The organism is Mycobacterium sp. Root135 (assembly GCF_001426545.1).
In the GTDB taxonomy this organism is placed as follows: Bacteria; Actinomycetota; Actinomycetes; order Mycobacteriales; family Mycobacteriaceae; genus Mycobacterium.
On sequence record NZ_LMEZ01000005.1, the window covers coordinates 999,872 to 1,012,490 of the forward strand.

14 protein-coding genes are annotated in these 12,619 nt (G+C 67.4%); 3 read left to right on the forward strand and 11 right to left on the reverse strand.

What is annotated here, in order from left to right; translation table 11 throughout:
- Nucleotides 1-33: 33 nt before the first annotated feature.
- From ASD37_RS15915 to ASD37_RS15955, 9 genes are all read right to left on the reverse strand, one after another.
- On the reverse strand, nucleotides 34-450 hold the full coding sequence (locus ASD37_RS15915) for a hypothetical protein (RefSeq protein ID WP_235568342.1): 417 nt from the start codon (nucleotides 448-450) through the stop codon (nucleotides 34-36).
- Nucleotides 447-1,925 carry a glutamate-cysteine ligase family protein gene (locus ASD37_RS15920; protein ID WP_056552616.1) on the reverse strand — a complete coding sequence of 493 codons (1,479 nt, stop codon included), beginning with the start codon at nucleotides 1,923-1,925 and terminating at the stop codon, nucleotides 447-449. The genes ASD37_RS15915 and ASD37_RS15920 overlap by 4 nt, the downstream gene beginning before the upstream one ends.
- 9 nt (nucleotides 1,926-1,934) lie before the next feature.
- Complete coding sequence (locus ASD37_RS15925; RefSeq protein WP_056552618.1) at nucleotides 1,935-2,696, reverse strand: class I SAM-dependent methyltransferase; 762 nt, start codon at nucleotides 2,694-2,696, stop codon at nucleotides 1,935-1,937.
- A gap of 16 nt (nucleotides 2,697-2,712) precedes the next feature.
- Complete coding sequence (locus ASD37_RS15930) at nucleotides 2,713-3,102, reverse strand: hypothetical protein (protein ID WP_056553482.1); 390 nt, start codon at nucleotides 3,100-3,102, stop codon at nucleotides 2,713-2,715.
- A 71-nt stretch (nucleotides 3,103-3,173) separates the two neighbouring features.
- Entirely contained in the window at nucleotides 3,174-4,028 is an 855-nt protein-coding gene (locus tag ASD37_RS15935; RefSeq protein WP_056552621.1) for an oxidoreductase, read from the reverse strand.
- A gap of 61 nt (nucleotides 4,029-4,089) precedes the next feature.
- Nucleotides 4,090-4,818, reverse strand: coding sequence for a PadR family transcriptional regulator (locus ASD37_RS15940; RefSeq protein ID WP_056552624.1), 729 nt, complete (start codon nucleotides 4,816-4,818; stop codon nucleotides 4,090-4,092).
- 93 nt (nucleotides 4,819-4,911) lie between these two features.
- Complete coding sequence (locus tag ASD37_RS15945; RefSeq protein WP_056552627.1) at nucleotides 4,912-5,442, reverse strand: PadR family transcriptional regulator; 531 nt, start codon at nucleotides 5,440-5,442, stop codon at nucleotides 4,912-4,914.
- A gap of 135 nt (nucleotides 5,443-5,577) precedes the next feature.
- Nucleotides 5,578-7,146, reverse strand: a complete 1,569-nt coding sequence (locus ASD37_RS15950; RefSeq protein ID WP_056552628.1) for an NCS1 family nucleobase:cation symporter-1 — start codon at nucleotides 7,144-7,146, stop codon at nucleotides 5,578-5,580.
- Between the two features lie 94 nt (nucleotides 7,147-7,240).
- Nucleotides 7,241-7,951, reverse strand: coding sequence for a GntR family transcriptional regulator (locus ASD37_RS15955; RefSeq protein WP_056552631.1), 711 nt, complete (start codon nucleotides 7,949-7,951; stop codon nucleotides 7,241-7,243).
- 117 nt (nucleotides 7,952-8,068) lie between these two features.
- Here ASD37_RS15955 and ASD37_RS15960 point away from each other — a divergent pair, with 117 nt between their 5' ends.
- Nucleotides 8,069-9,415, forward strand: coding sequence for a carotenoid oxygenase family protein (locus ASD37_RS15960; RefSeq protein ID WP_056552634.1), 1,347 nt, complete (start codon nucleotides 8,069-8,071; stop codon nucleotides 9,413-9,415).
- A 2-nt stretch (nucleotides 9,416-9,417) separates the two neighbouring features.
- On the opposite strand, the gene ASD37_RS15965 is transcribed toward ASD37_RS15960, so the two are convergent.
- A complete protein-coding gene (locus ASD37_RS15965; protein ID WP_162253267.1) occupies nucleotides 9,418-9,855 on the reverse strand; it encodes an SEC-C metal-binding domain-containing protein in 438 nt (145 codons plus the stop codon).
- A 125-nt stretch (nucleotides 9,856-9,980) separates the two neighbouring features.
- Between ASD37_RS15965 and ASD37_RS15970 the strand changes: the two genes are divergently transcribed.
- Both ASD37_RS15970 and ASD37_RS15975 read left to right on the forward strand, forming a co-directional pair.
- Entirely contained in the window at nucleotides 9,981-10,364 is a 384-nt protein-coding gene (locus tag ASD37_RS15970; RefSeq protein WP_056552639.1) for a hypothetical protein, read from the forward strand.
- Between the two features lies 1 nt (nucleotide 10,365).
- Nucleotides 10,366-11,532 (forward strand): cation:proton antiporter, encoded by a 1,167-nt coding sequence (locus ASD37_RS15975; protein WP_056552643.1) that lies wholly within the window; start codon nucleotides 10,366-10,368, stop codon nucleotides 11,530-11,532.
- On the opposite strand, the gene ASD37_RS15980 is transcribed toward ASD37_RS15975, so the two are convergent.
- Complete coding sequence (locus ASD37_RS15980) at nucleotides 11,492-12,430, reverse strand: AraC family transcriptional regulator (protein WP_056552645.1); 939 nt, start codon at nucleotides 12,428-12,430, stop codon at nucleotides 11,492-11,494. The two genes, ASD37_RS15975 and ASD37_RS15980, sit on opposite strands and share 41 nt — an antisense overlap.
- Between the last annotated feature and the right edge of the window lie 189 nt (nucleotides 12,431-12,619).

Sequence of the window (12,619 nt, forward strand, 5' to 3'; positions counted from 1 at the left end):
AAATCCAACGTACGCCCCCGAGCCCGGTGGGGCTCAGCCCTTCGCGACCGACAGTGTGAGCCGATAGTCCTCGAGTGGCGTCGCGTCCTCGGGTGTCTGCGGGTAGGGCTCCAGCGAGCGCATGGTGACCGTGTAGTCGCCGACCCGGCCGGACGAAACACCTTGGCCAGGGGCGGGATTGGTGTTGAATTCCACCGTCGTCGGCGGGGCGCCCTCGGCCTGTGCGACGACCGTCAACCGGGCCTGTCCGCTCCAGAAGCAGGCGACACTGGCTGGGCAGCGGGAATCCTCGAGCACGTCGGTGAACTGCACGCGAAGACCGTCGACCGAGGCCTCTTGCCCGCCGCCGAGCGTGAACTCCCGGTCGAGGCCGGGATCGGCGGAGGCGACCTGGCACCCTGCGGCCAAGAGGCCCGCCGCCGTCACCGCCGGTACCCACGCCGTGATCACGACGGCCCGTCCCAGGTGTGCACGGGCTGGTTGCCGTGCATGCGCTCGCAGTACAGGTGCAGCATCTCCGCCAGCGCCTGCGGACGGGCCAAGCCGCGGTTCTGAAGCGTCCGGACGGTGTCGACCTGCCAGGTCGCGCCGTTGCGGCCGGACTTGGCGCGGCCTTCGATGACGCCGAGATAGCGGTCCCTGACCTCCGCGGCGACACCCCACCGCTCGAGGCCCTCGTGGGCAAGGGGGAGGAGTTCGCGGAGCACCAACTCGTCTGGTGTCACCTCGCCGAGCCCGGGCCAATACAGCCGTGCCGCCATGCCGCTGCGCGCCGCAGAGGTGAAATTGCGTTCTGCCGCAGCGAAACTCAGCTGCGTCCAGATCGGGCGGTCGTCGTCGGACAGCGCCCGCAACGCGCCGTAGTAGAAGGCCGCGTTGGCGAGCATGTCCGCCACCGTCGGCCCGGCGGGCAGCACCCGGTTCTCGACCCGCAGGTGTGGCCGTCCGTCGACGACGTCGTACACGGGCCGGTTCCATCGGTAGACGGTGCCGTTGTGCAGGCGCAGCTCGGGAAGCGTCGGCGTCCGGCCCGCCGCCAGCTCGGCAACCGGATCCTCGTCGGACATCTCCGGCAGCAGCGACGGGAAGTACCTGACGTTCTCCTCGAACAGGTCGAAGATCGACGTGATCCACCGCTCCCCGAACCACACTCGGGGCCGCACGCCCTGGGTCTTGAGTTCCTCGGGTCGGGTGTCGGTGGCCTGGGCGAACAGCTCGATGCGGGTCTCGGACCACAGCTCGTGGCCGAAGAAGTAGGGGGAGTTGGCGCCAAGGGCCAGCTGTGGGGCGGCCAGCACCTGCGCGGCGTTCCAGTTCTGGGCGAATTCCGCTGGCGACACCTGAAGGTGCAATTGCATGCTGGTGCAAGCTGATTCGGGGGCGATGGACGCCGCCTGCATGGTCAGCCGCTCGGCCCCGCCGATGTCGATCATGATGTCCTCGCCGCGAGCGGTGAAGATGGAGTCGTTGAGCGCCTGGTACCGCGTCGACTCGCTCATCCAGTCCGCCGCGAGATGCTCGGGCATGAGCGTGGGCAGAATGCCGATCATCACGATGTGCGAACCGTCGGCGTTGGCCTTGGACTCCGCGGCGTTGAGGCTGGCGCGCACCTCGCCCTCGAGCTCGAGGCTAGAGCTACCCCCGAGCGGACGCGGCGGCACGTTGAATTCGATGTTGTAGGCGCCCAACTCGGTTTGGAACGCCGGATCGGCGATTGCGGCGAGCACCTCGCGGTTGGTCATCGCGGGCTGATAAGCGGCGTCGACGAGGTTGCACTCGATTTCCATGCCGGTCAGCGGACGTTCGCACTCGAAGCTCGCCTGGGCGAGCATCGTCTCGAACACGTCCAGGCTGAGTTGGACCTTCCGCCGGTACTGAAGCCGATGCTCGCGGCTGTACTCGGTCTGCCGGACCTCGTCACCCATGCAACGAGCCTATCGACGCGAGGCCACTGCCACCTGCGGACTGAGAAGACCGCCGCGAAGTTCTAGGGTGACGGCTGGGTCGGCCGTCGCCGCGAGGGTGCGCAGCGCCGACGGGCTGTAGCTGCGCAGCGAACTGATGACGCCGTCGTGGACGAACGGGATGAACGGCGCGAGCGGCAGCATGGTCGCCAATCGGATGAGGTGCAGCGGCGCAGGCGGTCTTGGCAGGTCGATGATCAGCAGCTTGGCGGCGACGCGGGTGCCCTCGGCGATCACCCGGACCGCCTGAGCGGGCGGCAGGTGATGAAACGACAACGCGAACACGGCGAGGTCGAAAGAGCCGTCCGGAGCGTCGATTTCGGTGGCGTCGACGAGGCGGACCGTGGCGCGCTCGTCGGAGCCCAGCGGCCCCGCCTCGATCGCCGCGACCGAGTCTGGTTCCACGTCGGTGACCGTGACGTGCGCGGTGGGGTGCATCTCCAACAGCTTCGCCGACAGGCCGCCGTGTCCCGCACCGAGTTCGAGGATGCGGGCGTCGGGCACCTCGGCAACCTCGTCGAGGGCGATGTGGGCGAACTTCTCGTGATTGCCGAACCATTCGCCGGTCAGCTCGAGCGCCCGGACCACGCTGCGTTTCACCCCCGGGTCGACGTCTTCTCGGTCGAGGTACTCGAGCCGGTCGGTCTCCAGGAGCCGGTCCAGGCATGACGCGGTAGGGCCACCCCGTGGCATGTCGGATACGTCGACGTTCGACTGTCCCGTGCGCTCCATGACGGTTGGCAGCGAGTCAGAACTGCCCGGGGAACGGGATGAGGGGCGAGTGCCCGCCCGGAACCTGCAACATCTCTGGCATCACCGGGCGCTCGGTGGGCACCCTCGCGCCGTCGCGGTAGACGAGCGTGTCGGTGTAGGTGCCGTTGTCGTAGTTGTCGTAATAGAAGTGACCCGAGACGATGTACTGGCACTGATCGTGCGTCGTCCCGTCTTGCGAAACGGGCCCGGTGACGAACACGCCGCCGAAGTCGGGCGCCTCGCACGCCGCCCGCGCGTCGGGCGCCGGTGCGACGGGATCGGCGCTGGCAATCCCGCACAGAAGTAGCGGGCCGACGGCACACGCGGCGGCCAGCGCTGCGACCCAGCGGCCGCGCCCAATCGCAGAAGCGTTGATGAACGACACCTTCCGGTCTCGGTGATGACCCGACGACGTCACTGTAGCGGTGGCCCGGTGCGACGTCGTCGGGTTCGGGGTCAGGGGGTGAAGTCGTCAGGCAGTTCGATGTCGGCGACGGCCAGGTTCTCCTCGAGGTGCCCCACCGACGAGGTGCCGGGGATCAGCAACACGTTGGGGGCGACGGACAGGGTCCACGCCAGTGCGATCTGGGCGGGGGTGCGGCCCAAGTCGGCGGCAGCCTTCTTGACCGCCGGGTTGCCGAGCACGGGGTTCTCGTCGTTGAACGCCGAGCCCAGGGGGAAGAACGGGACGAACGAGATGCCGCGTTCGGTGCACAGGTCGAGGACGGCTTGCGACGTGCGGTCGACCAGGTTGTAGGCGTTCTGCACGGTGACGATCTCGGTCCGGTCGAGCGCGCGACGCAGATCGTCCTCGTTCACGCTGGACAGGCCGATGCCGCCGATCAGGCCCTCGTCGCGGGCGGCGATCATCGCGGTCAGCTGCCGGTCGAACAGCTCGTGGTCGACGACGCCGGGAGTGTTCGGGTCCCCGGAGTGGATGCGCAGGTTGACCGCGGCCAGCTGGTCGACGCCGAGCTCGCGGAGGTTGAGTTCGATGTCGGCGCGAAGGTCCTCGGGTTCCGATGCGGGGATCCAGTTGCCCTCGCCGTCGCGGCGGGCGCCGACCTTGCTGACCAATGCCAGTTGGTCTGAGTAGGGGTGCAATGCCTCGCGGATCAGCTGGTTCGCCACGTCCGGGCCGTAGAACTGCGCGGTGTCGACGTGGTTGACGCCGAGCTCAACGGCGCGCCGGAGCACGGCGATCGCCTGATCGTGGTCACGCGGTGGCCCGAATACGCCGGGCCCGGGCAGTTGCATCGCTCCGAAGCCGACTCGGTTGACGGTGAAGCTGCCGAGCTGAAATGTCGTCATGTCCCCATCCAACAGCGAAGGGGGCGCATTCAGTCCGAATACGCCCCCTCAAAATCGCGTGTTACGCGGTTTCGCCGAGGATGCCGTAGATCTCGCGACGGGCATTGTTGACGACGTCGACGATGCGCTGCTGCTGTTCGGCGGACGCGGCGTGCGCGGACTGCGCGACCGCGCCCATCAGTTGGCCGACCGCTCCACGCAGGTTTGCGTGACCAGGATCGGCGCCGTCGGTGATCTCCTCCCACGGCGGCGTCTCGATCTTCTCAGCGGCTTCGCGGCCGGCGTCGGTCAGCTCGAAGAGCTTCTTGCTGCCCTCGCCGGGTGCGCTCTTGATCAGGTCTTCGTCGACCAGCAGTTGAAGGGTGGGGTAGACCGAGCCGGGGCTGGGCTTCCACAGGTCCTGGCTGCGCTCGGCGATCTCCTGGATCATTTCGTAGCCGTGCATGGGCCGTTCGACGAGCAGCGACAGGATGGCCGCGCGAACGTCGCCGCGCTTGCCACGACCGCGACCGCGGCCGCCGCCACGTGCGCCGCCGAAGCCGGGTCCGAATCCGGGACCACCGAAGCCAGGTCCGAATCCGGGGCCGAATCCGGGGCCGCGTCCGAAACCACGGCCGAATCCGGGGCCGAATCCGGGGCCGAAGCCGCCGTCGGCGCCTGCATCGTGCTCGGCGATCGCTTCGCGGAAGCCGCGCCGGGCGGCATGACGACGTTCGTGCATGGCGCGGCGGTCGACGGGTGAGAACCCGAAGCCGAAGGCGCCGTTGGGGGGTGTGAATGGGGTGTTCATGGTGTGTGTCTCCTTGGCCGGGAAACGCCGAATGCGCTTCCGATACGTTGACGATATATCGAAAACTATCGCGATGCAACCAATTGTGCTGATTTAAATGGCGGTCCGCCCGTCGATGGCCTTGACCTGGGCCCGCGCCCAATCGCCCTCCATGGCCGCCACCCGCAGGCCGTATTCAAGAGCCGCACCGCCGTAGAACTCGGCGTCGCTGTCGCCCCACGGCGCGAGTCCGTCGCGTAGCGCAGTCAGTCGGGCCAGCTCGGAATCGGCATGGCCGGCCGCGCTCACCATGTACTCGCGGGCATGCTCGGGCGGGACTTCGCTCAGCAGGAACACGCGCAGCAGGGACGCGCTGCGTGGTGGCGAATCGTCGCGCGGGTTGGTCACCCACCGGACCAGTTCGTGCCGTCCGGCGTCGGTGACTCGGTACTCCTTGCGGCCGCGGGGACCGACGTCGGAGACCTCGATGAGCCCGTCGGCGGCCAGTTTGTTCAGCTCCCCGTAGAGCTGGCTCTGCGTGGCGGGCCACACGTTGGCCATCGACTGCTCGAAGCGGCGGAGGAGGTCGTAGCCGCTGCCCGGGTGTTGGGCAAGAAGGCCGAGGGCGGCGAAGCGGAGGCTCACATAACGAGCGTACGGCCCGACGTTCCAGTTGTGGAATGTCGGGCCGTACGGTGTGTCGGGTCTGCCGAACGTGACCCCAGTGCGAAATCCGGGCCGGATCTTCGCAGTGGCGTCACGCTCGGTGCAGTTCGGCGCTTAGGCGGTGCCCTCCGCGTCGACGAGCGTGGCACCTTCTGGCAGTCGCAGCGCCGGCGAGCGCCACGGGCCGCGGGTGGCCAGCAGGTAGTACAGGACGAAGGCCACGCCACAGCCGATGAACCAGCTGTACTGCGCCGCACCCGCCATCCCAAACACGATGCCGCCGAGCAACACTGGTGCCATCGCCAGGACCGCGCCGACGACGGTCGCCGTGACCGCGGCCAGGTTGTAGCCCTTCGAGTACCAGTAGTTCGCCGACTTGGACATGGTGAACAGGTCGTCGACGACGATCTTTTGCTTGCGAATCAGGTAGAAGTCGGCAATCAGCACACCGAACAGCGGGCCGATGAACGCGCCGAGGGTCTCGAGCGTGTAGTGGATGACTTCGGGGTTGTTGTAGAGGTTCCACGGCGTGAGCAGCACCGAACCGACGGCGGCGATCATTCCGCCCATCCGCCAGCTGATCTTCTGCGGGCTGACGTTGGAGAAGTCGAATGCGGGCGAGATGAAGTTGGCCACGATGTTGATGCCGATGGTGGCGATGGTGAACGTCAACGCGCCCAACACGATTGCGGTCACGCTGTCGATGCGGGCGACGGTGGCGACCGGATCGGTGAGCAACTCGCCGAACACCGGCACCGTCGCGGCCGCCGTCACGACGACGAGCAACGAGAACACCAGGAAGTTGACCGGCAGGCCGAGGAAGTTGCCCTTCTTAACCGCCGCATAGCTCTTGCCGTAACGGGCGAAGTCGCCGAAGTTCAGCATCGGGCCGGAGAAGTAGGACACCACCAGCGCGATCGCGCCGAGCATGACGACGAGCGTGTTGCCCTTCTTCTCGCCACCGAGGTTGAGGCTGACGTGCCACCCCGACTTCCACAACAGGTAGCCGCAGAGGATGAACATCACCACGTAGACGGCGGGGCCGCAGAAGTCGATGAACTTGCGGATGGACTCCATGCCGCGCCAGAACACGGCCGCCTGCAGAATCCACAGCAGCGTGAAGCTGCCCCACCCGAGCAACGACAGCCCGGTGAAGCCGTACTGGTCGACGTCGGCGTACGGCGCGAGGCCGGGGAACAGCTTGAGCAGCACGACGTCCAGCGCCGCGGAGGCCAGATAGGTCTGAATTCCGTACCACGCCACCGCGATCAGCCCACGGATGATGGCCGGGATGTTGGCCCCGAGCACGCCGAACGAGCTGCGGCACACCACCGGATACGGCACGCCGGCCTGCTGGCTCGGCTTGGCGACCAGGTTGCACAGGAAGTAGACGATCACGATGCCGACCAACAGGGCGATCAGCACCTGCCAGCTGGCCAGGCCGAGGGCGAACAGGCTGCCCGCGGTGACGTATCCGCCGACGCTGTGCACGTCGGACATCCAGAACGCGAAGATGTTGTACGACGACCAGGTCTGCTTGCCGAGTGGCGCGAGATCCTCGTTGGTCAGCTGAGGGTCGTAGCCGTCCTTGATCACCCCGCCGCCGACCGGATGGCCTGCGGCCTCGACGATGTCGCCGACGGCGATCACCGCGCTTGCCGGTGGTTCCTTTACCTCTGTCATTGCCAGCTCCTGATCGTGTGCACGTGTTGCGATGCGATTGGGAAAAGCTAGCGGCGAGTTGTTGCGGTGCCGTTGCGGCGAAAATATATTCTGGTCAGCCCTCGTCGGCGACGAGACCGGTGTCGACCGGCAGCGTCGCGACCACCTCGTTGAGTCGTCGGTGATGGGCGGCGCTGGTGGTCAACAACCGGTCGACGTCGCGGTCGAGGAAGGCCTCTAGCATCTCGCCGTGGTCTTCGTGCAGGCGCGCGCGTTGGGAATGTTCGACGTGCACCATCACCTGGACGGGTTCGGTGATGTTCCAAGCTGATTCGAGCATGTGGATGAGGCGGAGCATCCCCGACGGTCGGGTCAGGCCCATGTGGAAGATGCGGCTCTGTCGGTGGTAGGCCTGTGGATCGTCGACGGTCACGGCATCTTCGAGAAGTTGATTGGCGTGAGTGACGTGCGCGCGCTCGGCGTCGGTCGCGCGGACGACGGCAGCGGCCAACGCTGCGGACTCCAATGTCTCACGGACGATGTACATTTCGGCGAGCTCGCTGGCGGTCAGCTGCGCGACGGCGTAGCCGACGTTGGTCTGATGCGCGACGAGTCCTTCTCCCGTCAGCGTCTTCAGGCTCTCCCTGATGGGGATGGGACTGACGCCGAAGAGCTCGGCGACCTCGCTGACGGGGATCGGGGTGCCCGGGGGCACCGCGCCGTCGAGGATGACGCGGCGCAGCTCGTCGACGATGCCCTGTTGGGAGAACCCGGCCCGGTTGACCGCGAGTGGCAGCGTCCAAGCGGAGTGGCGGCGGGCCGACATCGCTTCATCCTGCCCCGGTTTCGGGTCGGTGGCGAGACAGCCACATTCCACCATTGACATGTCACTGGTGGAGTGTCATCGTGGACGGGACCACCCTCAGCCCAGGGAGCACTTGACATGACTGACACTCACACCGAGACGACCGACGCCCAGCAGGCCGACGTGCGCGAAGACGGCGGCTTCTTTCAGCGCGGGAACTACGCGCCGGTGGCCGACGAACTCACCGAATTCGACCTGACGGTCGAGGGTTCCATTCCACCCGAACTCGACGGCTGGTACCTCCGCAACGGCCCCAACCCGCGCAAGTCCACCGGGCACTGGTTCACCGGCGACGGCATGATCCACGGCATTCGCGTCGAAAATGGACGCGCCGCCTGGTACCGCAACCGCTGGGTTCGCACCGAAAGCTTCGACGACGACGTCCCGCTCTACAACGCCGACGGCACCCGCAATCTGCGTTCGGCGGTGTCCAACACCCACGTCGTCAACCACGCGGGCAAGACGCTGGCGCTGGTGGAGTCGTCCCTGCCGTACGAGGTCACCAACGACCTCCAGACGGTCGGCGCCTACGACTTCGGCGGCCAGCTGGTCGACTCGATGACCGCCCACCCCAAGATCTGCCCCACCACCGGCGAGATGCACTTCTTCGGATACGGAAACCTCTTCGAGCCCTACGTCACCTACCACCGCGTCGACGCCAACGGGACACTGACCGTCAACCGGCCGGTCGACGTCCCGGCGTTGACGATGATGCACGACTTCGCGCTCACCGCCGAGCACGTCATCTTCATGGACCTGCCCATCGTGTTCAACGTCGAGGCGGCCGGTGCAGGCAAGATGCCCTTCCGCTGGGACGACGGGTACGGCGCTCGCCTCGGCGTCATGCGACGAGACGACCCGTTCGGTCCGATCCGCTGGTTCGACGTCGACCCGTGTTACGTGTTCCACGTCGCGAACTCCTACGACGTGGGCAATTCGATTGTGCTGCAGGCGGTTCGGTACCCCGAGCTGTGGCGTGAGAACGCCGGATTCGAGCAGGATGCGTGGATGTGGACCTGGACGATCGATCTGACCACCGGCACCGTCAGCGAGCAGCAACTCGACGACCGTTCAGTGGAGTTCCCCCGCATCGACGACCGGCTGGCAGGCCTTCAGGCCCGCTACGCCGTGTCGGTGGGTGAGGACAGGCTGGTGCGCCACGACCTGACCACCGGCAGCGCGATCGAGCATCCGTTCGGCACGGCCGCCTCACCCGGTGTTCCCGGCGAAGCGGTCTTCGTCCCGGGCAGCGGGCCGGCCGACGAGTCCAACGGCTACTACCTGGGCTACGTCTACGACGCCGCGCGCGACGGCAGCGACCTGGTGATCCTCGACGCGTCCGACTTCGCCGGAGCCCCGGTCGCGACGATCAAACTGCCGCAGCGCGTGCCGTTCGGCTTCCACGGCAACTGGATAGGTGCCTAGCGTCAAACGGCGGGGGCGGCCAGCGGCGGGCGGCCGTGGCACGACCGGAAACGGCTGCCGCTGCCGCAGAAGCACGGGTCGCTGCGCGGGATCGGCAGCATGTACACGTGGTCCTCGCGAACGCGGGCCATCGCATCCTGCAGTCGGTGGGCCGGGGCAGGCACGTGCCGATGCGTCATCCAGGCGATCGCAACGGCGAGCGCCCCGAGCAGCATGACGATCTTGACGGCCTCGCCCGTGGATTGGCGAAAGCGAAACCAGGCCGCGACCTCGACGCTTTGACGTTCGAGGGCCTTCGCGATCTGCTCGCTGGACGGCATGCCGGTCCGGAGTTCCTCGAGCAGGGCGTCCTGGAGGTGGCTCAGCTCGCCGAGGGTCATGCCGACGAGCACGGCCTCGACGTGCGCGTCGGCCGACAACACGTCTACTGATGTGTACATAGGTCCCCCCGAACACTTGCGTCTCCCCAGACGCATCCATCCTCACGCTAGCGGGGGACGGCGTCCGGCGAATCGGGGAAAACCCTCGCAACCCCGGCGATCTTCGCCCGGTCTAGGGTGTCCCGATGGCTGTCAAGTGGCTCGACGATCCCGAGGATCACGACTACGCCGCGGCAGCGGACTACCTGAGCCTCATCAGCGAAGCCGACCAGTGTGCGGCGACGGTCGACGCGCTCCGGGCCGCGGACACCACACCGCGCAAGGCCAAGGACGTGCTTCGGGCCGCCCGCCTCGAATTGCTGCCCGCCACGAATCCGCGCGTCACGACCGATCTCGCGAAGATCGATGCGGGGAAGAAGCTTTCACCGGTGCTGCTGGTTCGCGGACGGGTTCTCGACGGCGTGGCGTTGCAGATCGCCGACGGGTACCACCGCGTCTGCGCAAGCTATCTGACAGACGAGAACACCCCCATTCCGTGTCGTCTGGTGTCCTGGCAAGCCACGAACTGAGATGAGGCACATGGGGTTCGGCACGCTGGCCCTTCTCGTCGTCGCCGGTCTGGCGGGTCCGCTGCTGGCCTCGGTGCCACGGCTGCGTCTCCCCGTGGTGATCGGTGAGCTCGTAGTGGGAATCATCTTGGGGAAGAGCGGCTTTGGGGTCCTCGACCACACCGACCCCACGCTCGAACTGCTGGCCAACGTCGGCTTCGCCCTGGTGATGTTCGTGGTCGGAACGCACGTGCCCATCCGCGATCGCGAGCAACGCTCGGCGGTGCCGGCGGCGCTGCTCCGCGCCATCCTGGTGGGCGCGGTCGCCGCCTGCCTCGGCGTCGGCCTCGCAGAGATCTTCGGCACCGGCCACGCTGCGCTCTACGCCGTGTTGATGGCCTCGTCGTCCGCGGCGCTCGCGCTCCCCATCATCGGCGACCTCAAGCTGACGGGGCCACCCGTTCTGTCCCTCACCGCCCAGATTGCGATGGCCGACACCGCATGCATCGTGTTGCTGCCCTTGGTCATCGACCCGGCCAGGGCGCCGCGGGCGGCGCTCGGTGCGCTGGCGATAGCGGCGTGCGCGGCGGTTCTGTACGTAGTGCTGAGGTGGGCCAACGCCAAGGGGTTTCGCAAGCGGCTGCACAAGTACTCGGAGAAACAGAAGTTCGCCCTCGAGCTACGCGTGAACCTCGCAATCCTGTTCGGGCTGGCGGCGCTGGCCATCAGCACGCACGTCTCGATCATGCTGGCCGGCTTCGCCCTTGGGCTGGTGGTCGCGTCGATCGGCCAACCACGCCGGTTGGCGCGGCAGCTGTTCGGCATCACCGAGGGGTTCTTCGGGCCGCTGTTCTTCGTCTGGCTGGGTGCCTCGCTGCAGGTCCGCGACCTCGTCGACGACCCGCAGTTCATCCTGCTCGGCGTGGCCCTGGGGGTCGGGGCGATCCTCGCTCACTCCGTCGGGCGGATCCTCAAACAGCCCATGACGCTGGCGGTGTTGTCGGCAGCGCAGCTCGGCGTCCCCGTCGCGGCGGCGACGGTCGGCACCGAGGAGCACCTGCTGCTCCCCGGAGAGCCGGCGGCTCTGGTGTTGGGGGCGCTCATCACCATCGCGGCCGCCTCCGCCGCCGGGGTGATCGCCGCCCGAACTAACCGGTCGACGCCCCAGCCCGGTGTGCATTCGGACTGACGCCGTATGCGCGTTTGAACGCGCTGCTCAACGCGAACGGCGTGCCGTACCCGACGTGGCGCGCGACCGACGCGATCGTCGCACCGTCGGCCCGCAGCAGGTCCGCCGCCAGCGCCAGACGCCATCCCGTCAGGAACGCTATCGGTGGTTCGCCGACCTGCTCGGCGAACCTACGGGCGAAGGCCGCACGCGAGGAGCCAACGGCCGCAGCGAGATTGGCGACCGTCCACGGATGCGCCGGGTTGTCGTACATCAGCCGCAATGCGGGACCGACGACGGGATCGTGCTCGGCATGCCACCAGGTGGGTGCCCGCTCGTCATGGTCGAACCAGGTGCGCAGCACGTCCATCAGCAGCAGGTCGAGCAGTCGGTCGAGATAGGCAGCCTGGCCGGGGCCGTCGCGACCCGACTCATTGGCGAGCAGCCCCACCAGCGGGGTGTGCCACTCGTCGTGTCGAAGCACCAGCACGGTCGGAAGTGCTTGCAGTAGGCGGGAACTCACCTCGCTGCGACCCTCGTAGGCGCATACGACGGCGCGGTCGGCGCCGGATGCGGTGTTTCCCCACGTGCGCACCCCGACCGACATCTCGAAGCGCAGATCCTCCCCGCGCAGCGTCGTGCAGCGGTTTCCTGGGTGGACGACGACCTGCGGTGTGGTGAGCGCGCGGTCGGCGAACAGGTAGTGCTCCACGCCGCGCGCGACGGCGACGTCACCGGGCCCAAGCTCGAACGACCCGCCGGAATCCGTCACGATCACCGCGTCGCCCTGCGTCATGCAGATCAGGGTCAGCGGAGCCTCGTCCTGGATGCGCATCGACCACGGCGGATCCAGGGAGAGTCGGAGCACGAACGCTCCCCGGGCCCGCACCCCGTCGAGTAGTCCGCCGAGCGCATCCATGCTCCGAATGTAGACGCCTGCGTATGTATTCGGGAGTCCTGGCGATGGATCGTCTCGGCGCTGACCGTTTGACTGAGCTCATGTCAACCAGCCCGTACCTGATCGCCACCGCCGCAGCCGCCGTGACGAGCGCCGTCGTCGGCGGCATCTTCTACGCGTTCTCCACCTTCGTGATGTCGGGACTCGACA